The organism is Amphritea atlantica (genome assembly GCF_024347255.1).
Classification (GTDB): Bacteria; Pseudomonadota; Gammaproteobacteria; order Pseudomonadales; family Balneatricaceae; genus Amphritea; species Amphritea atlantica.
The window spans coordinates 721,925-744,481 of the sequence record NZ_AP025284.1 but is presented as its reverse complement, the minus strand read 5'-3'; the positions used below and the strand labels follow the sequence as shown (position 1 = coordinate 744,481).

Below are 22,557 nucleotides of genomic sequence, written 5' to 3'. Positions count from 1 at the left end.
TAGATGTGAACAAAAAAACAGATGAGTATCAGAAGGCGATCGCCCTGAATTATGATCATCAGGGTGCACCAAAGGTAACCGCCAAAGGACAGGGGGTTATCGCTGAACAGATTATCCGGCTGGCCCGGGAACATGACGTGCATATCCACGAAAGCCCGGAACTGGTGGAGGTTTTATTGCGTCTGGAGCTGGGTGATGAGATACCGGAAAGTCTCTATCGCGCCATTGCAGAGATCATCGCCTTCACATACAAGCTTAAAAACAGCTAGCCTTAAGAGAGATACCGCTGATCAGTTGCGACGATCCGGTGCAGCAATCTCTTTATGCAACAGAGCCATCAGCTCTGCTTCAGGGCGCCCGATACCACAATTCTTAACCAGGTCATCGACATCGGCCCCCATCTCCATTAACCGGGCGGCCTGATTGTAAGCCAGCACGCCCGGATCACGGTTAGCCAGTTCCTCTTGTTTTTCAGCGGTGATATTGAGCTTATTTTCCACATCCATCAGGCGGTGACCCATACCGATAGAGCTACTGGTGAGCGCCTGAATCTCATTGCGCAGCACATTGATCAGCGCTTCATACTGTCGCTGATGCTGTTGTAACTGACGACGGGCGTGGACTGAGTAGCCAATCGATACACATGAAACGATGGCAACCACCGCCAGAGCTAACCAGATCATCATATCTCCTTACGAGTCCAGGGCTGTATTCAGTCCATGCAGCAACGCCGGAATATTGACGACAGCACACTGATACTTCATACAGGTACCCAGCAGCCAGGGTCGGCTTTGAGGATTTTTATTCCAGGTGATGAGATCCGGGGCGATCTCCTGAGCACCAATCATGGTATCAATTGTCACCGCCCAGCAAACATCCCTGAACTTAACCAGCTCGGTATAGGCCGCTTTATCCGGTTCATACCGTTCGGGGATAATCCACATGCCGGTATCCACAACCCGAACCAACTTACCCGATTCTTCATAGTTACCCAGAATCCAGTCAGCGTCAGCACTCAACTCAAGATTCATAGCACTGAGATCATGCGCCCTCTGCAGATATTTAACCGGCAGAGCCAGTTTCACACCGTACATCTTAACCAATAAGCACTGCAGAGGCTCAGAATCCACTTCAACCACGGGTTCTGGCGCAGGCTCTGGTTCTGACGCAGGTTCTGGTTCTGACGCAAGTTCTGGTTCTGGCGCAGGTTCTGGTTCTGACGCAAGTTCTGGTTCTGACGCAAGTTCTGGTTCTGACGCAGGTTCTGGTTCTGGCGCAGGTTCTGGTTCTGACGCAAGTTCTGGTTCTGACGCAAGTTCTGGTTCTGACGCAGGCTCCGGTTCTGGCGCAGATTCTGGTTCTGGCGCAGGCTCCGGTTCTGGAGCAAGTTCTGGTTCTGGCGCAGGTTCTGGTTCTGGCGCAGGCTCCGGTTCTGACGCAGGTTCTGGTTCTGACGCAGGTTCTGGTTCTGGTGCAGGCTCCGGTTCTGGCGCAGGTTCTGGCGCAGAAGGCTCTTCAATCGCTGCATATTCAGGCAGCACAGACTGATCCGACTCAACAACATCCTGAACAGTCTCTATCAGACTGTCTGCCACAGGATTAATTGCTGCCTCAGACAGGAGATCATCTGAATGCTCTGGGGCCTGTTTTACATTGGAGGTAGGATAGACAAGCTCGGGGGCCAGTTCCGCTGCAGTCTCTGTAGCAGGTTCAGTCTGTTGTTCAGTTGTCATTCCGGTATCAGTATCAGGTACCGAGGGATAAACAGCTCCGGGGGCCAATTCAATCGCAGTTTGCGATGCTGACTCTGAGTCAGGCTCCGACTTTTCAGCGGCGATATGATCCGACTGAATATCCAGCGATATTTCCAGATCATCCAGATCAACCTCTTCCAGCTCCGGGCCCGCTTTTGGCAGCTCTGATGCAACCAACGGCGTTTCAATCAGGTCGTCGGATTGTTCTTCCGACAGCGCCAGCTCGGCTTCAATACTGAATGGAGACTGGTCATCCTTCAATAACGCATCAAGGTACTCTTTTACCAACTGCTGTTGCCGGTTCAATTGCTCTTCACTCATCCTCTGCTCCGCTCCGCCAGACCGCGTAAAATGCGGATATATGCCTGCACACCCGGCATCGTCAGATCCATCTCTGATGGGGTTATGCCTTTAGCACTGGCAGTAATAAACTTACTGTCCACAGGCACCACCGATGCTGCAATATTTTCAGCAAAGCGCTGATGCAACTCCCGCAAACAGCTGACTGAGGCTGGAACTGTGCGATCATAGAACGTTGGAATCAGGGTATAGGTCAACTGACGTTTTCTTGCCCGGTTGATCATCGTAATGGTGCGCAACATTCGTTCCAGCCCTTTCAACGCCAGAAACTCTGTCTGTACCGGCACCAAAAGATGACCGCAAGCGGCCAGTGCGTTGATCATCAGCACCCCCAGCACCGGCGGACTATCGATCACCACATAGTCATAGCGATCTTTTACCAGCCGTAAAGCCTTTGCAACCTGCAGCCCCATCCCTTCCTGTCCTACCGACTTACGCTCCAGCGTGGCCAGTGCAGTGGTGGCCGGAATCAGATCGATACCTCTGTTTGAAGTCGGCATCAGTAACGGTTCCAGCAGTTTCATGTCCACTTCACTGCCGGGCTGAAACAGATCATAGACGCTGTTTTCCAGCTCATCCGGATCATACTTAAAATAGCTGGTCATCGAACCGTGGGGATCGAGATCCACCAGTAACACGCGCTGCCCCGCATCAGCCAACAAACCGGCCAGTGAGACTGCGGTTGTGGTTTTGCCCACTCCACCTTTCTGATTGGCTACCGCCCATACCTGCATTACTGCGGTGACTCCTGTGTCTGCGGAGAGAAGCTCTCCGGTGACGTTAATGTTTCTGTATCCAGAGGCTGAGTCGCCTCTTTACGGCGAAAGGTTACCCGCCCCTGTTCATCTTTAACCGGCTCAATCGCCGACTCGGGCAAACCACTTTCCGTCAGAATACCTCTGATGGCATCTTCACTGACCTGTTCACTACCAAACGCTGACACGACCCTTTGTGTCTTACGATCCCGGGTAACCACAATCACAATTCGGCGGTTAACCCGCCGACCACTCTCCGTGTCGTTATCGGCAAGCGGCTGATACTCGCCAAAACCAACGGCCGCCATACGCTGGGGTTTCACGCCATTCATCTCCAGAATACGTACAACACCCGCAGCCCGCGCCGCAGATAGTTCCCAGTTTGAGGGATACTGATCTGAAGAGATAAACTGATTATCGGTATATCCCTCTACATGGATCGGATTGTCGTACTGTTTGAGTATTTTAGCCACCCGCTCAAAGACCGGATCTGTTGTGATTGCCGGTAGTGCGCCGCCTTCAGGGTATACAAGGTTAGCCCCCAGTTCCAGTGCGACCCAGAGGTTATTACTCTGCACGGCGACATTGCCACTACTGATCAGTTTTTTAAACTGCATCTGCATCTGCTCGCCAATCGCTTTCAATGCCGCACTGTTTTCCGGTTTTGGCGGGATAATTTTTACTGTCGGGTTTTCCTTGCTGGACTCCCCACCCTGAAAAATACCGATTCCTGCAGGATCGCTGTCAGACTTACCACCAATCGGAGGATGTAAAGCCCCATCCTGACCGGAGAATATCCCGGCAAATGATTCGGTGACCTGCCGGTATTTCTCCTCATTGACCGAAGAGATCGCATACAGGACAACAAAAAAAGCGAATAACAGGGTAATGAAGTCGGCATAGGAGATGACCCAGCGCTGCGAATGCAGATCCTGTTCTTCTACTCTGCGTCTTGACACTCTACGCCCCCTGTTCCAGATATCCCTGCAACCGAAGCTGGATAATCCGGGGGTTCTGGCCTTCAGCGATTGACAGCAACCCCTCCAGCATCATCTCCTGAAAATAAAACCGCCTCAGTACCATCGAGCGAATCTTATTTGCCAGCGGCAGGAACAGCAGGTTGGCGATTGCCACGCCATAGATGGTCGCTACAAACGCCGTAGCGATGCCCGCCCCCAGGTTTGCCGGATCCGCCAGGTTTGACATCACATGAATCAGCCCTAGTACGGCGCCGATAATCCCCATTGTGGGCGCGTAGCCCCCCATACTCTCAAGCACCTTTGCCGCCTGAAGATCCCGGTTTTCACGGCTAACCAGTTCTGTTTCCAGAGTAGAACGGATGACATCCGGGGTGCGTCCATCAACCAGCATCTGTAAGCCGTTACGTACAAAGCTGTCTTGCTGCTTGCTTATCTCATCCTCGAGTGCCAGCAGACCTTTGCGACGGGCAATGACACACCAGCTTACAATACGGTTTATACCCTCACGATAATTCTGATCATGATGGCCAAACACCAACCCCGACAGGGTGATCGCGCGCGACAGCTCGGTTGGCGAGGACTGAACAAAGACAGCCGCAAACGTGCCCCCCACAACAATCAGCAGAGCGGGAATATTGAGCAGCTCATCGAAGGCGCCTCCGGCGAGATAATTCCCCCCAACGATTGCTATGATTGCCAGTAGTATCCCACTAATACTTACCAGATTCATCAATGTCCCCAATGCTTAAACAGCTGCCGGATACTTTCAAGATTCAATACTGCATCTGCCAGTTCCGCCTCAATCACGGCTTTTGGCATACCAAAGATAGTACAACTGTCTTTGTCCTGCGCCCAGACAGTTGCCCCTGCTTTTTTCAATAACCGGGCACCATCACAGCCATCCGCGCCCATTCCGGTGAGCACCAGAGCCACCGCTCTGCGACCATAACCTTTTGCTACCGATGCAAACGTCAGATCGACACTCGGTTTGTAGGTCATCCGCTCGTCACTTTCGCGAATAATAAGCTTGCCTGAATTGGACGGGTCAAGAATCATCTGCTGCCCACCCGGCGCAAGATAGACATGCCCGGCAAATAACTTGTCACCATTCTCAGCTTCCTTCACACTGACCGCGCACAGATCATCAAGTCGTTTAGCAAAAACTGAGGTGAATGCCTTAGGCATATGCTGAGTGATCAGTATCGGCACCGGAAAATCAGCAGGAATCTGAGTCAGGATAAATTGTAGCGCAGCGGGTCCGCCTGTCGATGAGCCAATAGTCACAATTCCACAGTCCGGGATTCTGACATTCACATCTGATCTGCCCGACCGCCCCCCTGCAGTATCAGTTGCAGGTGCAGCGGGTTTTGGTCGCGCAGCGGCAGAAGCCGGTGAGCGCAGGGCAGAACCCGATTGCGCAACCGCTTCAGAGCGGCTGTTCAGGCCTGGACGGGGTTTACGCCCACCCAGCGCCAGAATTTTTTCTGCCAGCACCTTTTCCACATCATCGCCACCGCTGCCCGCGAGCCATTGCCGGGCATCTTTTTCCATATAGTCAGCAGCCCCTAACGCTAAGGCTTCAAGGGTGACCGCAGCACTGCGGCGGGTTAATGAAGACAGCATGACCACCTGACAGGGAGATTCAGCCATAATCTGTTTCAGCGCAGTGATACCGTCCATCTCCGGCATCTCCACATCCATCGTCACCACATCGGGGTGCAGTCGTTTTACCTTAGCGACCGCTTCTGTACCATTTTTGGCGGTATCAACAACCTCAATATCAGGGTGATGGGTCAGTATCTGCTTAATCCGATTGCGAAAAAAAACCGAATCATCAACGACTAAAACTCGAACTGCCATACAGTTATCCAGTATAGGCCTGCTGTACAAACATTATGCTCAATTAGCATATGCCTTCAACAGACTAGGAATATCGACAATCAGAGCAATCCGACCATCCCCCGTAATAGTCGCTCCGGACAGTCCCGGCGTACCGTGCAAAATAGAACCCAGCGGTTTAATAACAACCTCCTCCTGTCCAACCAGTTGATCGACGACAAATGCAACCTGCATCGTACCAACATTGGTGATCACCACATGACCATTCTGTGGCAGAGGATCTTTCTCAAAGCCTTTCATCAGCCAGCGTTTCAGATGAAACAGCGGCATCGCTTTATCACGAACAATAATAACCTGCTGACCATCAACCATATTAATCTGCGTCAGATCGAGATTGAAAATCTCATTTACATTCACCAGCGGCAGCGCGAATGCCTGACCTTCCAGAAGCACCATCAGAGTCGGCATAATCGCCAGTGTCAGCGGTACCTGGATTTCGATTCGGGACCCCATACCCAGGGTTGAATCAACATCGAGCTTACCATTGAGCTGGGAAATTTTGGTTTTTACCACATCCATTCCCACGCCACGACCCGAGACATCAGAGATCTGTTCTTTGGTGGAGAACCCGGCAGCAAAAATCAGGTTATAACACTCATGATCACTCAGACGGGCGGCGGCCTCCTGATCAAGCATCCCTCTTTTAACAGCGAGGGCCCTGAGTTTATCCGGGTCCATACCGGCGCCGTCATCTTCAATAATCAGAAGGATGTGATCGCCTTCCTGTTCGGCAGAGAGCAGCACGTGCCCCTCCCGGGGTTTGTCATTTCGCTCACGAACCTCGGGCTCTTCTATACCATGATCAATCGCATTTCTGACCAGGTGAATCAGCGGATCAGCCAGCGCCTCAACGAGGTTCTTATCCAGATCGGTATCTTCCCCCCGCAGCTCAAGATTAACCTCTTTATGCAACTGACGGGAGAGATCCCGGACAAGACGCGGGAAACGGCCAAAAACCTTCTTAACCGGCTGCATGCGGGTTTTCATCACTGACATCTGCAGGTCGGCTGTCACCATATCGAGCGAACCCAGAGCTTTTGCCATATCCCCATCATCCAGTTCTGCTCCCAGACGAACCAGACGGTTACGCACCAGCACCAGCTCACCCACCATATTCATGATCTGATCCAGCAGACGGGTATCAACCCGGACATTACTTTCGGCAACGGGCTTATTTGCCTGAGGCTTAGCCGCCCCGGAAAGGTCGGGCTGGGGAGTCTCGGGGGGGTGAATAGCCGCGGGAGGCTGGGGAACCCCGGGGGGTGGAGTCGCCGCAAACGCGCCTTCACCTTTGGACTGCAGATCATCCAGAAGATTCTCAAACTCATCATCAGTGATCAGGTCAGCGGCAGGCGCGGCAGTGGGTGCCGAGTTTGTTGTCTCAGTAATGGCAGGGGAGCCCCCCCCCAGCAACTGATCAAACTCTTCATCGGCGCTGTTATCTGCAGAACCTGGCGAACTGAGGCCCGGTGCACCATTGGGGCCATGCAGCGAATCCAGCAAACTATCAAACTCATCCTCTGTAATCAGATCAGACACTGGTGCTGCTGGAGCGACACCCGGAGCACCGTGGGGGCCATGCAGCTGATCCAGCAGGTCGTCGAACTCATCCTCAGTAATCAGATCAGAGTCACCCGCTGTTTTCGCTCCAGCGGTCTCATCGAGGCCGGAAATCAGTGATTCAAATTCAGCGCTGACCTCTGCATCAGTGTGGAGCGGAGCATCTGCCTTCGGAACCACAGGAGGAGGTGTCGGCGCTGCGGTGGTCTGACCCGCCGCCATCGCATTCAAACCTGCCAACAGTTGCGGATCCGCTGGCTGAGGAAACTCTCCCTGCTGAACACACTGAAACATTGAGTTAATTGAATCCAATGCCTGCAGCACCAGGTCCATCAATTCTGAAGAAACTTTAAGCGCATCATTACGCAACTGATCAAACAGATTTTCAGCGCTATGACAGCAATCAACCATCGGGTCGAGCTGAAGAAAGCCAGCACCACCCTTAACTGTATGAAAGCCCCGGAAGATTGCATTCAACAGCTCCCGGTCTTCGGGGTGCTGTTCAAGGTCAACCAGCTGTTCGGACAGCAGTTCCAGAATTTCCCCGGCCTCAACTAAAAAATCTTCCAGTATTTCCTGATCAACATTCAAAGACATCTGTTATACCCTTCAAAAGCCGAGGCTGGACAGGAGATCATCAACATCATCCTGACTGGATGCGACCTCCCCTTGATTGCGGCCCTTCATTTGCGGCCCTTCCGCTGTAACCTCTGACGCACCCTTCGTCTGCTCAGTTTCAGTCTCCGAAGGGTCATGCTGTGCGGCCGGGAGCGCGCCAAGGTTATTCACCCGCGCAGCCACTTCCATCAATCCAACCAGTTTATCTTCGATATCGGCAACCAATTGGATAACACGTTTGATCAGTTGCCCGGTAATATCCTGATATTCCTGCGCCAGCAAAATACCTGTCAGGCGCTCTTTCAGCGAGGCCAGTGATGCAGAGTGATCATCAGCATAGCGGCAGGCTTTGTCATACAGTGCCTCTAGCGCTGGATGATCATCTTTTAACGCCGCCAGTTCTTCGATCAGCTCCTGACGACGCAGGAACCCTTTTTCGATAAGACTGACCTGCTGCAACGCTTCATCAACCTCATCAATAGTCTTATGTGCGTTACTCTCGGTCAGCTCAATAACATAGGATAAGCGGTCACTGGCATCCGTGATAGAGGCGATATGTTGTTTAGAATCCTGCAACAGCTCAGTGGAGCTAACATCTTCAGTAAAACCGACAATCGCATTATGAACCGCCCGGGTAAGCGTGCCCACCTCATGGTATAAAGCCTGATGGCGCATCTCATTCAGCTGCTGAACCAGTTCCATCGCCTGAGGCAGTTCCCCCCGACTCAGCAGCTCAACCAACTGTTCGGCGCGGGCCTGCAATTCGGCTTCAAAACAGTGCTGATCCCGGTATATATCAAAGTCAGACATAAACGCCTCCTAGCCCTGAAGGCGTTCAAATATCTTATCGATTTTCTCTTTCAGAACGGCTGCTGTGAAAGGTTTGATAATGTAACCGTTCACCCCCGCTTGCGCCGCAGCAATAATCTGCTCCCGCTTAGCTTCAGCAGTCACCATCAGAATGGGGATATGGCGCAGTTCAGGGTCGGCACGAACCGTTTTCAAAAGATCGATACCCGACATCTTTGGCATATTCCAGTCAGTCACCAGAAAATCAATACCGCCCGCTTTAAGCACAGGCAGCGCTGTCGCACCATCATCAGCCTCAACAATATTGCTAAACCCCAGATCCCGCAGCAGATTCTTAATAATCCGGCGCATTGTTGAGAAATCATCTACTACCAGAATTTTCATGTCTTTATTCAAGACAATCCCTCCTAACACTCACTTTAACGGCGACAATGGCTTCAGCTATTCTCTGCTGCATTCACCGCCACTCTTTTAAACGACTACGCAACCGTAATGCCGCCTGACTATGTATCTGACTCACCCGAGACTCACTGACACCAAGCACTTTACCAATCTCTTTGAGATTCAGCTCTTCATCGTAATACAGTGACAACACAAGCTTTTCACGTTCGGGAAGCCCCTGTATCTCACGGGCGATCGCCTTTATAAAATCTTTTTGCTCGTACTCTTCCGAGGGATCTGGTTCATTGCTGGCGATCCCCTCTCCCGGCCCTTCATCCTGAGGGCCGGTAAGCTTATCAAAGCTGAACAGGCGACTCTCAGCCGAGTCTTTCAATAATGCATGATATTCGGTCACACTGATATTAAGTTCCGCAGCAACCTCCCCATCTTGGGCATCTCTGCCGGTACGCGCCTCAATCGCCTGTATCGCTTCGGATACCCGACGGCCATTACGGTGCACCGAGCGGGGCGTCCAGTCCCCCCGCCGAACCTCATCAATAATCGAACCACGAATGCGGATACCCGCATAGGTTTCGAAACTGGCGCCCTTGCTGGCATCATACTTTTTTGCTGCCTCAAGCAAGCCCACCATTCCAGCCTGAATCAGATCCTCCAGCACGACATTACTTGGCAACCGCGCCAACAGGTGATGAGCGATACGCTTAACCAGCGTACTGTGCTGCTCAATAATCTCCTGACTCGACTGAAACTGACGCTGGTTATACATAGAGACTCTTCACTTCTCTGCTAATTCATTCATGCACCGGTAACCAGGCGCTCAACAAAAAACTCAAGATGTCCCCGGGGGCTGGAGGACACCGGCCAGCTATCAACTTTAGTCGCCAGCTGCTTATACGCCAGGGCAGCCTTACTCTGCGGAAACGCTTTTAAAACAGCACGTTGCTGCTTCACCCCTTTTCGAACTGCTTCATCATAAGGGATTGACCCCAGGTATTGAAGGGTTACATCAAGAAAGCGGTCGGTCACTGTCAGCAACTTGTTATACATATTGCGCCCCTCCTGCTCAGACCTGACCATATTTGCCAGTACCCGAAAGCGGGTCATTTTGTAATCCCGGTTCAATAACTTCATTAAAGCATAAGCATCCGTAATTGAGGTGGGCTCATCGCATACCACCACCACAACATCCTGAGCCGCTTTAACAAAACTGACCACCGCCTCAGAGATGCCTGCAGCAGTATCGATAACCAGAACATCAAGGTCATCAGCAATCTCACTGAATGCATGAATCAGCTCTGAGTGTTCGTGGACACTGAGCGAGGTCATCGCCTGCGTACCTGAAGCCGCCGGGACTATACGCACATTGGTATCCACTTCGATCAGCAGATCTTTCAGACCACACTCACCGGACAGCACATCAGTGATATTGCGCTTCGCCTTTACGCCCAGCAAGACATCAACATTCGCCAGCCCCAGATCCGCATCCATCAACACCACCCGATGCCCCATCTCCCCCAGAGCCAGACTCATATTGACCGAGACATTGGTTTTGCCTACGCCACCCTTGCCTCCGGTAACAGCGATCACTTTAACCGGCCGAGTGCTACCCATTGTGGCTTCCTGTATCTGCTAACAACTCAGCTCTCCCAATGTTCATCTTTGGCCAGCCGCTCCTGCTGGTGTTGGTGGAATACCCGACGACTACGGGTCGCCTTTTGCGCAGTGATCACCGCACGACTGACAAGATCCTTCTTATGGGCCACATCAATATCATCCGGCACCCTCTGTCCATCTGTTACATAACTGACTGACAACCCATTCTCCATCACCAGATCGAGCGCTTCCCCCAGATTGCCAGATTCATCCAGCTTACTCAGGACACAGCCACTCAGTCCCAGCGGTGCATAAGTCTCATAAGCACTTTCAATAACATGCCGCTGACTAGAACAGGAGAGCACCAACAGCTTTTTTAACCGCACAGAAACATCTTCCAGCATATTCAGCTGCGCCTGAGTGTGCGGCTCATGGGCATTCATACCTGCAGTGTCGATCAGCACCAGGCGTTTACTGCGAAGTGACAGCAGCACCTCGTCCAGACTATTATTCTCATCAACCACCCGCACCGGTACATCCAATATACGACCAAATGTCAGCAACTGCTCATGGGCCGCAATCCGGTATGAATCGGTGGTCACCAGAGCAACACTGGAGCTGCCATGTTTCAGCACATAACGCGCGGCCAGTTTGCCAATTGTCGTGGTTTTACCCACCCCGGTCGGGCCGACAAAAGCGATCATCCCGCCTCGTTCAACAAAATCTTCATCCATTACCGGGATATTATTGCTAAAACGGGTCAGCGCTGAGCGCCAGGCATCATCCAGTTCATCATCGTCGGCCACCGTAGCTGATAACTGGCGGCAAATCTGCGGCCCCAAACCGATCCGTTCCAGACGGCGCTCTACCTTGATCACCGCCGAGTCGGCATACTCATGCCGGGGGCGCTGTGCGCGCGGGGCAGCAGGTTCAGACAGATCAGACTCCGGCGGCACAGAGAAGGCCTGTAAATCATCCTCCTGCGGTTCGCGCTCACGGGGTTGGCTGAGGATACTTTTTAACGACTCGATCTCCTGTCGCAGAGAATCGATGGTCTCACGGGTCTCCCCCTCCCGCTGTGACGAATCCGCTGGTGATTGAAACGTCCGCTCCTGACGAGTAGGGTCCAGCCGGGGTTGAGCCATTTTTTCCGGAATACTGTGTGTTACCGGGGATCTATGTGTTTCCGGGGCACTGTTGACCCTGGGGGGCGGTTGAACCCGCCCACGCTGACGACGCTTGAGAGTATCCAGAATCTCACTCAACTCGTCATCATCACCATCCAGCTGACGATTTTTCTGTCGTGGTTCCGGCGCACCTTCCTGAGCGGTAGCGATCCGCGCCTGCACCTTGCGTAGCTCTTCTGCCAGATTGCTCTGCACACGCTGCTGCATCTGCGGGTTTTCACTGCGGGAGTTTTCCACCGCCCGTTTGCGCTTAAACGCTTGCTGTGCGGCTTCATACTCATGTTCGTGGGCGGCAACAACTTCAACGCCGCCTGCCACACGGTGATTCGAGACAATAACAGCATCAGGGCCGATCTCGTCCCTGACTCTCTGCATAGCCTGCCTCATATCCGGAGCAAAAAAGCGTTTAACTTTCATAACCGTCTCTATTCATTACCTGATCAGGCACCGGACTGGTTCTGACCGCCCACCGTTGCAATAATCGTAACCCGTTTATTTTCAGGAATCTCCTGATAGGAAAGCACACTGATCTGATGCTCACCATAACGCACAAATTTCGCCAGCAATGGCCTGATAGGCGCCGCCACCAGCAGTATTGACGCCCTGCCTGCAATCTCCTGCTGCTGGGCCACTTCAGCCAGTGAGCTCTGCAACCGCTCCGCCATCATCGGCTCAATCACCAGCCCATCGCCACCCTCGCCCCGCTGTACCGACCCCAGCAGCAACTGTTCCAGCTGCGGATCCAGCGTAATCACCGGCAGTTCAGCTTCATTACCAACAATATTCTGTACGATCATCCGTGACAACGAAATTCGTACAGCGGCAGTCAAACCCTGCGGGTCCTGTGTTCGGGCAACCGCCTCGGCCAGCGCCTCGGTTATGGTTCTGAAATCTTTGACCGGAACCTGCTCCATCAGCAAGTTTTGCAATACTTTCAACAGTGTACTCACAGAAAGCTTGCCAGGTACCAACTCTTCTACCAGTTTTGGGGACGTTTTTGCCAGAAGATCCAGCAACTTCTGTACCTCATCATGCCCCATCAATTCATGAGAGTGCGCCTGAAGAATCTGATTCAGGTGGGTTGCCACCACGGTGCCGGCATCCACCACGGTATATCCCAGAGTTTGCGCCTGCTCTTTCTGACTCGACTCAATCCATACCGCATCCAGGCCGAATGCGGGATCTTTTACATCGATCCCCTTCAGTGTACCAAACACCTGACCCGGATTGATCGCCAGCTCCCGGTCAGGGTAGACCTCTGACTCTCCCACCGAAACCCCCATCAGAGTGATTCTGTATGCGCCAGGCATCAGATCCAGGTTATCCCGGATATGGACCGAAGGCACCAGAAATCCGAGATCCTGCGAGAGCTTCTTGCGTACCCCTTTAATGCGGCTGAGAAGCTGACCGCCCTGCAGCTTATCCACCATCGGGATCAGACGATAACCCACCTCCAGACCGATCATATCCACCGGCATAACATCATCCCAATCCAGATCTTTAATATCCTGATCCGGCTCCGGTTGTTTCTCCTGTGTGGCACTCTCTTGCGCTATACTCGCCTCAGCGGCCAGGTTTCGCTGCTGAATAAAATACGCTCCCACACCCGCAGCAATCGCCAGAGACAGAAATGCCACATGCGGCATCCCCGGAATAGCCCCCATAATAAACAGGATTGCTGCCGCGACGGCCAGCGCTTTGGGCGAGCCAAACAGCTGACCAATAACCTGCTTACCCATATCCTGAGCGGAGTTAACCCGGGTCACCATAATTGCCGCCGCTGTCGACAGCAACAGCGATGGGATCTGCGCTACCAGACCATCACCTATCGTCAGCAACGAGTAGTAGCGGGCCGCCAGTTCGAATGACAACCCATGTTGCAGCATACCGATCCCAAGTCCACCGAGAATATTGATCACCAGAATCAGAATACCGGCAACGGCATCACCGCGAACAAACTTACTGGCACCATCCATCGAACCATAAAAGTCAGCTTCCTGCGTGACTTCCTGACGACGTTTTTTGGCATCCTCCTGACTGATCAGCCCGGCGTTCAGATCGGCATCGATCGCCATCTGTTTACCCGGCATCGCATCCAGCGTGAAGCGGGCACTCACTTCGGATATCCGCCCTGCCCCTTTCGTCACCACAACAAAGTTGATGATCACCAGAATCAGAAACACCACCAGACCAACAACATAGTTGCCGCCGATCACCACCTCACCAAAAGCTTCAATAACCTTACCCGCAGCATCCCCGCCTTCGTGACCGTAGAGCAGAACCACCCGGGTCGAGGCAACATTGAGCGCCAGACGCATCAGTGTGGTGATAAGCAGAATCGTGGGGAAAACAGCAAAATCCAGAGGCCGCATCGAATAGACACAGACCAGCAACACAACGATAGAGAGGGCAATATTAAAGGTAAAAAGCGTATCCAGCAGAAAAGGCGGCATCGGCAGGGTAACCATGCCAAGCACCAGCAACAGCAGAAATGGGATACCCAGGTTACCCTTTCCCACTCCACGAACATTATTGTAGATCGCTGCTCTGTCCACTTACGCCCCAAATGAGATCTCGCCGCCCGACAAAGCGTCAAAAAAACATCACATTAAAAATAATTATTTTCAGATTGAAAAATAACATTAAACAGAGGCTAAAAACACCAATTTTTTGACGCTTTACTCACCATAGAGTAAGAAGTGCAAGAATCCCGCCAGATTAAGAAGTCCTCTCTCGCACCCTCTCACTCATCGCGGCGAAGCTCCTCCGGTATATCCAGATCTTTGGAAACATCCTTAGGTGCAGGACCCTGCTGTTTTTTGTAGCGCTGTAACTGGAACACATAGGCCAGCACTTCTGCGACAGCCTTAAACAGGCCTGAGGGAATCTCTTCATCAATCTCAGTGGAGTGGTAGATCGCTCGCGCCAGCGGTGGCGCAGAGAGTATGGGGATATCGTGTTTTTCGGCGATTTCGCGAATTTTCAGCGCAACAAAATCGCCTCCCTTGGCTACCAGGTAGGGGGCCCCACCGCCTGACTGATCATATTTCAGCGCCACGGCATAGTGGGTCGGGTTGGTTATAACCACATCCGCTTCAGGTACCGCCGACATCATTTTCCGCTGCGAGATCTCCCGCTGCAACTGTCTGATCCGCCCTTTGACTTCAGGCTTACCCTCCGTGTTTTTCATCTCATCCTTGACCTCTTGCAGGGTCATTTTGAGCTTCTCAGTGTAATCATATATCTGAAATGGCACATCGATCAGCGAGATAATGATCATCGTTGAACTCATCACCAGAAACGCCCAAATGACCAGTTCAGTGGCATGGGACATCGCCGGAAACACATCCTGAGTTCCCAGGGAAAACAGCGCTTGCCGGGAGGAGTACAACACCAGAAAGGAGAGCGAACCGACCACCAGAAATTTTGCCAGTGCCTTAAACAGTTCAAGCAACGCTTTCAGCGAGAACATCCGCTTAATGCCCGCCAGAGGATCGATGCGGCTAAGCTTGGGAGCCATCGCCTTCATACTCAGGTTCCACCCACCCAGAGCGATAGGCCCGACAACGGCTGCAACGAGCAGAACCAGAAAGAACCCAATAAGTGCCTGCAGCGCTTCGGACAATGAGTAACCAAGATGGATAAACATCAAAGCGGGATCCATCACCGCTTCCCGATCGAGGGCGAAGTTAAACTTCATCATCCCGGCCATTTTATCGGCCACCAGTCCGCCAAACATCATCGCGGCAGCCGCAGCAGTGAGCAAAAGAATAGTGGTCGCCAGCTCTTTCGAGCGGGCAATATCACCTTTCTCTTTGGCATCCCGCAGCCGTTTTGATGTGGGCTGTTCGGTTTTTTCCTGACCGCTGTCCTCAGCCATCGCTACAGCACCCCCACACCGATAACCTGATCAAGATAGTTAAATGCAACAGAGACAAATCGCTGATATTGCCCCAAAAACCCTTCCAGACTGACCCAGGTGATCACCAGCCCAACCATCATCGTAAATGGAAAGCCAATGGCGAATATATTCAGCTGCGGAGCCGCTTTCGCCATGACCCCAAACGCAAAGTTGATCACCAGCAGCGCAGTCACCGCCGGCAAAGCCATCAACAGCGCACTCGCCAGCATCCAGCTGCCCGATTTCACCAGCGCCATATACCCGGATACGGGCATCGCCCCTTGCGATACCGGCAAAACAAAAAAGCTGCGCGCCAGCGCCTCAAACAGCACCAGATGACCATTAAAAGCCAGAAACAGCAACATCACCATCATCAGATACAACTGTGATAATACCACCACTGACACACCATTAGCCGGATCACTGACCGACGCAAAACCAAGACCCATCTGCGAGGAGATCAACTGCCCACCCAGGGCAAACACCTGAAATAATATCTGAATAACAAAGGCCATGGCGGTACCGATGATGATCTGCTCTGCAATCAGAATATAGGTTTGCAAAGTCATCCCGCTTAACAGCGGCATCTCAGGCAGGGTAGGCAGCAACACCACCGTCATCGCCAGCGCCAGACCAAGACGGATGCGCGCCGGAACCAGCTGAGTACCGATCATCGGCACCACCATAAAAAACGATGCAATACGAAAAAAGGGGAGCAAAAACTGAGCGACCCACTGTTCCAGCTGAAGCGAGGTTAGCTGCAGCACACCCTACCCCAGAAACAGCGGAATATTGGCAAAGATGTTATTGAAGTGGTCCATCAGTTGCCCAAGTATCCAGGGACCGGCCCACATAATCGTCAACAGGGTAACCAGCAGACGCGGTAAGAAGCTCAGCGTTTGCTCGTTAATCTGGGTGGCCGCCTGAAAGGTAGACACGAGCAACCCTACCATTAGTGAAGGCACGACAATAACAGCCACCAGCAAAACCACCAGATACAGCGCTTCACCAAACAGGTCCAGAACCATTTCCGGCGTCATAACAACTCCTCCAGACTCATCAAGTCAGCCTTAAGATTATCTGTCATACGACAAAACTGCCAGCCAGTGTACCAATCACCATAGCCCAGCCATCCACCAGCACAAACAACATGATCTTAAACGGCAGCGAAATAATGACCGGCGACAACATCATCATACCCATAGCCATCAACACGCTGGCGACTACCAGATCGATCACCAGAAATGGGATAAACAACATAAAACCGATCTGAAATGCGGTCTTCAGCTCGCTGGTCACAAATGAGGGTACCAGCACGGTAAAAGGGATATCTTCCGGCTTATCAACGGCAGGGGTTCTGGAGATCTCCATAAAAAGATTGAGATCGGTTTCCCGGGTCTGCGCCAGCATAAAGCCACGAAAAGGAACACTGGCGGCCTGCAACGCTTGAATTGAGGTAATCTCTTCATTCAGATAGGGCTGCACCGCCTGCTCATTCACCTTATCCAGCACAGGAGACATAATAAACAGAGTCAGAAACAGCGACAGCCCCACCAGTATTTGGTTGGACGGAGTCTGCTGTAATCCCAGCGCCTGCCGCAAAATGGCAAAAACGATAATAATCCTGGCGAATGAGGTCATCATCATCAGGATCGCTGGCAGGAAAGTCAGCAGCGTCATCAACCCCAGAATCTGGAGCGTCACACTGTAATCTGCACTACCGTCGGGATTAGGAGTCATGGTAACGGCGGGAATGCCGGAATCTGCCGCCAGGACCATCCCTGGCAGCAGCAGAAGGGGCAGCAATAGCACTAAGCCTCGTTTCACTCCGCCCCCTTACGACTCATTGCCTGCTGCAGGCGGGAGGCAAAATCAACCATTGCCGCACCCGGTTCAATCAGCGGCTGATCGTAACTCTTCAGCAGGCTCACCTGACCCGGCGTAACTCCCAGCAGTAACTGCTGCTCTCCAGCCTGAACCAGAACCAGTCGTTCGCGGGTTGATAATGGCAGTGTAGCCACCACACGCAGAGCCCGGTTTTGACCCGGAAGCCCCGAATACCGCTTCACCAGCCACCCCAGCAGCAGGATCAGAGCCACCACAAGAATCAGCCCCGCCAGCAACTGCATCACAGAGCCTGCATTAATCGGATCTGCGACTACCGGTCGGGACGGCATCACTGCAGCTCCGGTCGACACTGCAGCAGACGCCAGACCACTGAAACCCGTCGTCAGCAATATGACAGAGGCACGGTAATAATAAGAGGGAACGCGCAATCGGGTTACCTCAGTTTATCTATGCGTTCCTGCGGACTGATAACATCAGTCAGCCGGATACCGTAGCGATCATTCACCACCACTACTTCACCATGAGCCACCAGGGTACCGTTGACCAGGACATCGAGAGGCTCGCCCGCCACCCGGTCCAGTTCTACCACCGAGCCCTGATTAAGCTGCAACAGATTGCGGATCGAAATATCAGACCGGCCTACCTCCATCGATAACTTAACCGGAATATCGAGAATCACATCCAGACTGGGGTTACTCAGCGCAGCCCCTTCATCTTTCAGCTCATCAAGATCGATTGACTGCCCCTGGGAAGCCTCCGCCTGAGCCTGTTCAGCCATCGCAGCGCCCCAGTCATCCAGACCTTCATCCTGATCCTGGTTTTCAATATCATCATTACTCATGGGTAATATGCTCTGTTTAACGGTTTAATCATTTTTAATCCGGCTGACAATCTTGACCGCCAGATTCCCACGGGATGTCCCCAGTTTACAATTAAAAACCGGCACTCTGGCAGCCTTCAACTGAAGCGTATCAGAAATATCAATCGGGATAATATCCCCGGCCTCCAGTTGCATCACATCCCTCAGCTTCATCTTCCGCTCGGCAACTATCAGGTCCATATTTATCGGCGCTCCCAGCATGTCATGCTTGAGCGCAGTCAGCCACTGCTCATCCAGCTCCTCCTCAACCGGCTTGTAACCTGAGACAAGAATATCCCGGATCGGCTCAAGCATTGAGTAGGGCATGGTCACGTGGAACTCCCCGGTCCCCCCTTCCATATCAACCTGAAAGCTGCTGACAACGACCACTTCTGACGGATTAATGACATTCGCCATCGCCGGATTCACTTCATGGCCAAGCACTTCAAACTTGAGCCGCATAACCGGTTCCCAGGAGCCCTCCAGATCGATAAAAAACTGACTAATCACTTTATTGATCAGACGGATCTCTGTGGGTGTGAATTCACGACCTTCGATTTTGGCATGCCGGCCATCACCGCCAAAAAAACCATCTACCAGCCTGAACACCAGTTTAGCGTCCATCACCAGCAGCGCAGTCCCCCGCAAAGGAGTAACACGCAGTAGATTGATACTGGTGGGCACATACAGGGTATGAATATAATCGGAATACTTCATAATCTGTACGCCACCAACGGAGACATCCGCGTTATTGCGTAACAGATTAAACAGGGAGATCCGGGTATGACGGGCAAAGCGCTCGTTAATCATCTCAAGCGTTGGCATCCGGCCACGAACAATCCGTTCATGGCTGGCCAGATCATAGGCCTTTACAGCGCCATCTTCCTCGACAACGCCCTCTTCAGTCTCAATATCGCCATCATCCACGCCATGCAGCAGCGCGTCGATTTCATCCTGAGAGAGCAGGTCTTTGACTGTCATATATGCGTTTCCATCACTGCATTATAAATCCGGTAAACAGTATTTTTTCGACCCCGGGCTTGCCGATTTTCTCCTGCATAACCCCCTGAATTCCAGCCAGGGCCGCTTGCTGAAGCATCACTTTACCCTCAGGAGTTCGCAGTTTGTCAAAAGACTGCTGAGAAAATAGCTGATTAAGTACAGATACGATCTTCGGCATATGTTTGGTCAGCGCCGTGGCGACCTCATCATCGCGACTCTTCGCTTCAACATAGAGTTGCATATAGTGAGTGCGCCCATCGGCACTGGGAACAACAACGGTAAAGTAAGGGCTTCCCTCAAGCGTTCGAATCTTGGTATAGATCGCCTGCGCTGGTTTTGCAGGCTTAGCCTCCTCTGCAACAGGCTCAGTATCAGAGCCGCTCATCAAAAACATCGTGGCTCCGCCACCGATCAGAGCTGCCAGAATCACTCCGGCAACAATAATGAGAATCAGCTTAAGCTTCCCAGGCTTCTTCGTTACGCCTTCTTCATCAACCGCTTCAGTCGTTTCTTCAGCCATTACCTGCCCCACTATCAACCAGCCGGAATACCGGCCGGTGCATTAAATCACAACCCAGAGCGTAATATAACATACTGATTCAGCGGCGGAAGCAGACGCCCGCACATTCCTGCCAAGATTACCAGTCAGGCGTAATAATCGACCAGAGAAAGACTCTCACTGACAACCGATTCAACCCGGCCATCATCGACAAAATCATTCTGATAACCCGTGAAAGATGAGCCTGAACCGGAGCCAGAATCATCCCGCTGACCGCCATTGCTATGATCTTCCACTGAAGATTCTGACAGATTTAATCCCTGATCGGCGAACATCTCTCTCAGCCTTGGCATATTTTGTTCCAGAGCCTCCCGAACACTACCGTGGGGCGTATTAAACACCACAGTAACCTGTTCATTTTTAACATGCAGCCGCACATGCAACGACCCAAGCTCCGGCGGATCAAGCTGAATATCCGCAAACTGACCATTTTTTGACGCCATAACCATCACCCGATCATTCACCGCCTGGCTCCATGCAGCTTCACCGGGGCGCACTCCATGAGGCATCACCAGCTGAACGGATTCCTGAGAAGGACGAACACCTCTGGATGCTGCTGCCAGAGAGTCGGCAAAACTGGTAAGCTGACTCTCCTGACGCCCCTCCACACGGCTGGCAGACTCAATACCGCCTGACGATCTATCGGCATCAGCTGCGATCGCTTTTAATTGTTCCCTGACACTATCTGCACTCAACTGCCCACCAGACAGAGAGGCCGCAGTCGCCTGCATTTGAGACTGAGCCTGAGAAGGAGATGAATCATGACGCGCAGCGGTCTGATTGCTTTGATCCTGACTCTGAGCCAGATTCTGCGACTGCAAAACCAAACCTTCCGCTGTACGACTCCCCCCCTTATCGGTTTGATTTCGCGTAACGGCTTCACGGTTCCGGTCTACGCTACTGACTGGCGCCTGAGCGATTGCAGCAGACTCCACTGCAGGCTGACCGGCCATTGCTACCGCCCCCTGCGGACTCTTCTGTTCTGTGCTACCTGTTAATAGTGAACCGGCAGAGTCACCTGCCTGCTTATCTGCTGGTGACATTCCAACTGCCTCACGCTCTGGCAAGACCTGCGATGAAATGGAGGCCGGTGTTATTGGTCGAGCCTGCCTATCTTCTGGTGGCGTTCCAACTGCCTCACGCTCTGGCAAGACCTGCGATGAAATGGAGGCCAGTGTCGCTGGTCGAGCCGGCGTATCTACCGGCTCAGACGCCATACCCTGCTCAGTTGACTGCCTGGCAACCGGAGTATTAGCTGTTTGCTCAACAATCGGAGCCACCGATGCAGGAGCGGTAACCGACTGCTCGATAGCTGGCGCTATCCCCGCAGCAGGACGCTGTTCGGTCTGTATGTCAGCCGCCACTGCCTGACCGGCCACAACAGTCTCTCCGGACCTTACAACTTCGGGCGTCACTGTTAATAACGTCGCATCATTTCTGCCAGCCTCACCAGATTGTTTGTCGCCCGTTTCTGCAGCAGCTCCCGCTGCCCGGCCGGCTATAACTTCACTAATGACGGTCGCTACAGGACTATCCTGGTAAGCACTCTGATACTGATTGGCTGACACATAGTCAGCCCGCGACATGACAGGGGACACCGGGTCAGACGCAGAACTATCAGCTTTAGCAACCGGATTCTGCGCTGTCATGTCGACCTGAAGTTGCTGATTTGGCAACGAGCCCTGACCATTGGTAACTGGCGCTACCTGAACACTTTCAGCCACCGAATTCTCTTCAGCCAAAGGCCGTGTCTGCGAGATGCCTGATACACCACCAGCCGCCTGAGCAGGAATTGCATCCATCTGCTGAGACATCCCAGGTTGCTCGACTACACCTCGCTCAGTACGACTATCCGCTGTAGCCAGCTGCTTCAATGCAGAGTCCACCGCCACAGCCAGATCCGCACGCCGATACTGATCAATCTGCTGCAGCGCATACTCACCTGCTTGCGGAACTACCTGAAGAGCGTCGCTGCTGTCTGCCGACTCAGAACGCTTCTGTGAAACTTGCTTAAAGCGCTGATCTAACTGCTGCTCTAACTGTTTTTCCAGCTGCTGGCGCTGCTCCCGCTGCCCAACTGCCCCAGTAGTTTCTACAGCCGCCTCAGTGACGGTACTACTATCATCCTGCCCCAAACTCGCGACCACATCAGCTGTAGCGGCGCTCCCTGCAGGCAACAACTGGCCACTCTCCGGCAACTTTTGTCCGCCGCTACCTTGTTGACCACCCAATTGCCCATCACCACCTGGGATCCGTTGCGCCTGTCGCAACGATTCTCCAAAGGACGGTAAATTGCTTGTCGCTGCGCCATCACCCGGCGCAATACCGGTTAATACGCCACTGCCTGGTACTGAACCGACATTCAATAGTGATCCGACCCCATTAGGAGCGGAAAGTGTTTGATCCATACTGCGTTCTCCGGCAGAGTTCTATCCACTGAGTTATTAGCATAATCAGTGCCAGATACTCC

23 protein-coding genes are annotated in these 22,557 nt (G+C 52.7%); 1 reads left to right on the top strand and 22 read right to left on the bottom strand.

The genetic code is table 11. The features are described from left to right. The first annotated feature begins 5 nt into the window (after positions 1-5). A complete protein-coding gene (locus OCU43_RS03430) occupies positions 6-269 on the top strand; it encodes an EscU/YscU/HrcU family type III secretion system export apparatus switch protein (protein ID WP_091361379.1) in 264 nt (87 codons plus the stop codon). A 21-nt stretch (positions 270-290) separates the two neighbouring features. Here OCU43_RS03430 and OCU43_RS03425 read toward each other — a convergent pair whose 3' ends face one another. From OCU43_RS03425 to OCU43_RS03320, 22 genes are all read right to left on the bottom strand, one after another. Next, positions 291-686, bottom strand: coding sequence for a DUF2802 domain-containing protein (locus OCU43_RS03425; protein WP_261832976.1), 396 nt, complete (start codon positions 684-686; stop codon positions 291-293). A 6-nt stretch (positions 687-692) separates the two neighbouring features. Then, positions 693-2,075: a hypothetical protein gene (locus OCU43_RS03420; protein WP_261832975.1), complete on the bottom strand. Its 1,383-nt coding sequence runs from the start codon at positions 2,073-2,075 to the stop codon at positions 693-695. After that, on the bottom strand, positions 2,072-2,848 hold the full coding sequence (locus tag OCU43_RS03415) for a ParA family protein (RefSeq protein WP_091361385.1): 777 nt from the start codon (positions 2,846-2,848) through the stop codon (positions 2,072-2,074). Before OCU43_RS03415 ends, OCU43_RS03420 begins: the two co-directional genes overlap by 4 nt. Continuing rightward, a complete protein-coding gene (locus OCU43_RS03410) occupies positions 2,848-3,828 on the bottom strand; it encodes a flagellar motor protein MotB (protein ID WP_091361387.1) in 981 nt (326 codons plus the stop codon). Before OCU43_RS03410 ends, OCU43_RS03415 begins: the two co-directional genes overlap by 1 nt. 1 nt (position 3,829) lies before the next feature. Then, on the bottom strand, positions 3,830-4,579 hold the full coding sequence (locus tag OCU43_RS03405; protein ID WP_091361389.1) for a flagellar motor protein: 750 nt from the start codon (positions 4,577-4,579) through the stop codon (positions 3,830-3,832). Continuing rightward, positions 4,579-5,709, bottom strand: a complete 1,131-nt coding sequence (locus OCU43_RS03400; protein ID WP_091361391.1) for a protein-glutamate methylesterase/protein-glutamine glutaminase — start codon at positions 5,707-5,709, stop codon at positions 4,579-4,581. Before OCU43_RS03400 ends, OCU43_RS03405 begins: the two co-directional genes overlap by 1 nt. A gap of 39 nt (positions 5,710-5,748) precedes the next feature. After that, entirely contained in the window at positions 5,749-7,905 is a 2,157-nt protein-coding gene (locus OCU43_RS03395) for a chemotaxis protein CheA (RefSeq protein WP_091361393.1), read from the bottom strand. 12 nt (positions 7,906-7,917) lie between these two features. Then, entirely contained in the window at positions 7,918-8,736 is an 819-nt protein-coding gene (locus OCU43_RS03390) for a protein phosphatase CheZ (protein ID WP_091361395.1), read from the bottom strand. Positions 8,737-8,745: 9 nt separating this feature from the next. Then, on the bottom strand, positions 8,746-9,120 hold the full coding sequence (gene cheY, locus OCU43_RS03385; protein ID WP_091361397.1) for a chemotaxis response regulator CheY: 375 nt from the start codon (positions 9,118-9,120) through the stop codon (positions 8,746-8,748). Positions 9,121-9,193: 73 nt separating this feature from the next. Beyond that, positions 9,194-9,904, bottom strand: coding sequence for an RNA polymerase sigma factor FliA (locus tag OCU43_RS03380; RefSeq protein ID WP_091361399.1), 711 nt, complete (start codon positions 9,902-9,904; stop codon positions 9,194-9,196). A 29-nt stretch (positions 9,905-9,933) separates the two neighbouring features. Then, a complete protein-coding gene (locus OCU43_RS03375) occupies positions 9,934-10,749 on the bottom strand; it encodes a MinD/ParA family protein (protein WP_091361401.1) in 816 nt (271 codons plus the stop codon). Positions 10,750-10,775: 26 nt separating this feature from the next. Next, on the bottom strand, positions 10,776-12,335 hold the full coding sequence (gene flhF / locus OCU43_RS03370; RefSeq protein ID WP_091361402.1) for a flagellar biosynthesis GTPase FlhF: 1,560 nt from the start codon (positions 12,333-12,335) through the stop codon (positions 10,776-10,778). Positions 12,336-12,358: 23 nt separating this feature from the next. Beyond that, positions 12,359-14,473: a flagellar biosynthesis protein FlhA gene (flhA, locus tag OCU43_RS03365; protein WP_091361404.1), complete on the bottom strand. Its 2,115-nt coding sequence runs from the start codon at positions 14,471-14,473 to the stop codon at positions 12,359-12,361. A 188-nt stretch (positions 14,474-14,661) separates the two neighbouring features. Then, entirely contained in the window at positions 14,662-15,798 is a 1,137-nt protein-coding gene (gene flhB / locus OCU43_RS03360; RefSeq protein WP_091361406.1) for a flagellar biosynthesis protein FlhB, read from the bottom strand. 2 nt (positions 15,799-15,800) lie between these two features. Then, positions 15,801-16,586: a flagellar biosynthetic protein FliR gene (gene fliR, locus OCU43_RS03355; protein WP_091361409.1), complete on the bottom strand. Its 786-nt coding sequence runs from the start codon at positions 16,584-16,586 to the stop codon at positions 15,801-15,803. A 3-nt stretch (positions 16,587-16,589) separates the two neighbouring features. Then, the gene (fliQ, locus tag OCU43_RS03350; protein WP_091361412.1) at positions 16,590-16,859 is read right to left on the bottom strand and encodes a flagellar biosynthesis protein FliQ; all 270 of its coding nucleotides are present in this window, start codon (positions 16,857-16,859) and stop codon (positions 16,590-16,592) included. 43 nt (positions 16,860-16,902) lie between these two features. Beyond that, positions 16,903-17,598: a flagellar type III secretion system pore protein FliP gene (fliP, locus tag OCU43_RS03345; RefSeq protein ID WP_091361513.1), complete on the bottom strand. Its 696-nt coding sequence runs from the start codon at positions 17,596-17,598 to the stop codon at positions 16,903-16,905. A 44-nt stretch (positions 17,599-17,642) separates the two neighbouring features. After that, positions 17,643-18,095, bottom strand: a complete 453-nt coding sequence (gene fliO / locus OCU43_RS03340) for a flagellar biosynthetic protein FliO (protein ID WP_139203222.1) — start codon at positions 18,093-18,095, stop codon at positions 17,643-17,645. A 5-nt stretch (positions 18,096-18,100) separates the two neighbouring features. Next, complete coding sequence (fliN, locus tag OCU43_RS03335) at positions 18,101-18,508, bottom strand: flagellar motor switch protein FliN (RefSeq protein ID WP_091361417.1); 408 nt, start codon at positions 18,506-18,508, stop codon at positions 18,101-18,103. 24 nt (positions 18,509-18,532) lie between these two features. Next, positions 18,533-19,507 carry a flagellar motor switch protein FliM gene (fliM, locus tag OCU43_RS03330; protein WP_091361419.1) on the bottom strand — a complete coding sequence of 325 codons (975 nt, stop codon included), beginning with the start codon at positions 19,505-19,507 and terminating at the stop codon, positions 18,533-18,535. A 13-nt stretch (positions 19,508-19,520) separates the two neighbouring features. Further along, complete coding sequence (locus tag OCU43_RS03325) at positions 19,521-20,048, bottom strand: flagellar basal body-associated FliL family protein (protein ID WP_091361421.1); 528 nt, start codon at positions 20,046-20,048, stop codon at positions 19,521-19,523. Positions 20,049-20,173: 125 nt separating this feature from the next. Beyond that, positions 20,174-22,495 carry a flagellar hook-length control protein FliK gene (locus OCU43_RS03320; protein WP_091361422.1) on the bottom strand — a complete coding sequence of 774 codons (2,322 nt, stop codon included), beginning with the start codon at positions 22,493-22,495 and terminating at the stop codon, positions 20,174-20,176. Positions 22,496-22,557 lie beyond the last annotated feature (62 nt).

Excerpts from the sequence above, each read along its gene's own strand:
- OCU43_RS03425 (WP_261832976.1), bottom strand. The coding sequence starts at position 686 with ATGATGATCTGGTTAGCTCTGGCGGTGGTTGCCATCGTTTCATGTGTA.
- OCU43_RS03420 (WP_261832975.1), bottom strand. The coding sequence starts at position 2,075 with ATGAGTGAAGAGCAATTGAACCGGCAACAGCAGTTGGTAAAAGAGTAC.
- OCU43_RS03415 (WP_091361385.1), bottom strand. The coding sequence starts at position 2,848 with ATGCAGGTATGGGCGGTAGCCAATCAGAAAGGTGGAGTGGGCAAAACC.
- OCU43_RS03405 (WP_091361389.1), bottom strand. The coding sequence starts at position 4,579 with ATGAATCTGGTAAGTATTAGTGGGATACTACTGGCAATCATAGCAATC.
- OCU43_RS03400 (WP_091361391.1), bottom strand. The coding sequence starts at position 5,709 with ATGGCAGTTCGAGTTTTAGTCGTTGATGATTCGGTTTTTTTTCGCAAT.
- OCU43_RS03395 (WP_091361393.1), bottom strand. The coding sequence starts at position 7,905 with ATGTCTTTGAATGTTGATCAGGAAATACTGGAAGATTTTTTAGTTGAG.
- OCU43_RS03390 (WP_091361395.1), bottom strand. The coding sequence starts at position 8,736 with ATGTCTGACTTTGATATATACCGGGATCAGCACTGTTTTGAAGCCGAA.
- cheY (WP_091361397.1), bottom strand. The coding sequence starts at position 9,120 with ATGAAAATTCTGGTAGTAGATGATTTCTCAACAATGCGCCGGATTATT.
- OCU43_RS03380 (WP_091361399.1), bottom strand. The coding sequence starts at position 9,904 with ATGTATAACCAGCGTCAGTTTCAGTCGAGTCAGGAGATTATTGAGCAG.
- OCU43_RS03375 (WP_091361401.1), bottom strand. The coding sequence starts at position 10,749 with ATGGGTAGCACTCGGCCGGTTAAAGTGATCGCTGTTACCGGAGGCAAG.
- flhF (WP_091361402.1), bottom strand. The coding sequence starts at position 12,335 with ATGAAAGTTAAACGCTTTTTTGCTCCGGATATGAGGCAGGCTATGCAG.
- flhB (WP_091361406.1), bottom strand. The coding sequence starts at position 15,798 with ATGGCTGAGGACAGCGGTCAGGAAAAAACCGAACAGCCCACATCAAAA.
- fliQ (WP_091361412.1), bottom strand. The coding sequence starts at position 16,859 with ATGACGCCGGAAATGGTTCTGGACCTGTTTGGTGAAGCGCTGTATCTG.
- fliP (WP_091361513.1), bottom strand. The coding sequence starts at position 17,598 with ATGGTCCTGGCGGCAGATTCCGGCATTCCCGCCGTTACCATGACTCCT.
- fliN (WP_091361417.1), bottom strand. The coding sequence starts at position 18,508 with ATGAGTAATGATGATATTGAAAACCAGGATCAGGATGAAGGTCTGGAT.
- fliM (WP_091361419.1), bottom strand. The coding sequence starts at position 19,507 with ATGACAGTCAAAGACCTGCTCTCTCAGGATGAAATCGACGCGCTGCTG.
- OCU43_RS03325 (WP_091361421.1), bottom strand. The coding sequence starts at position 20,048 with ATGGCTGAAGAAACGACTGAAGCGGTTGATGAAGAAGGCGTAACGAAG.
- OCU43_RS03320 (WP_091361422.1), bottom strand. The coding sequence starts at position 22,495 with ATGGATCAAACACTTTCCGCTCCTAATGGGGTCGGATCACTATTGAAT.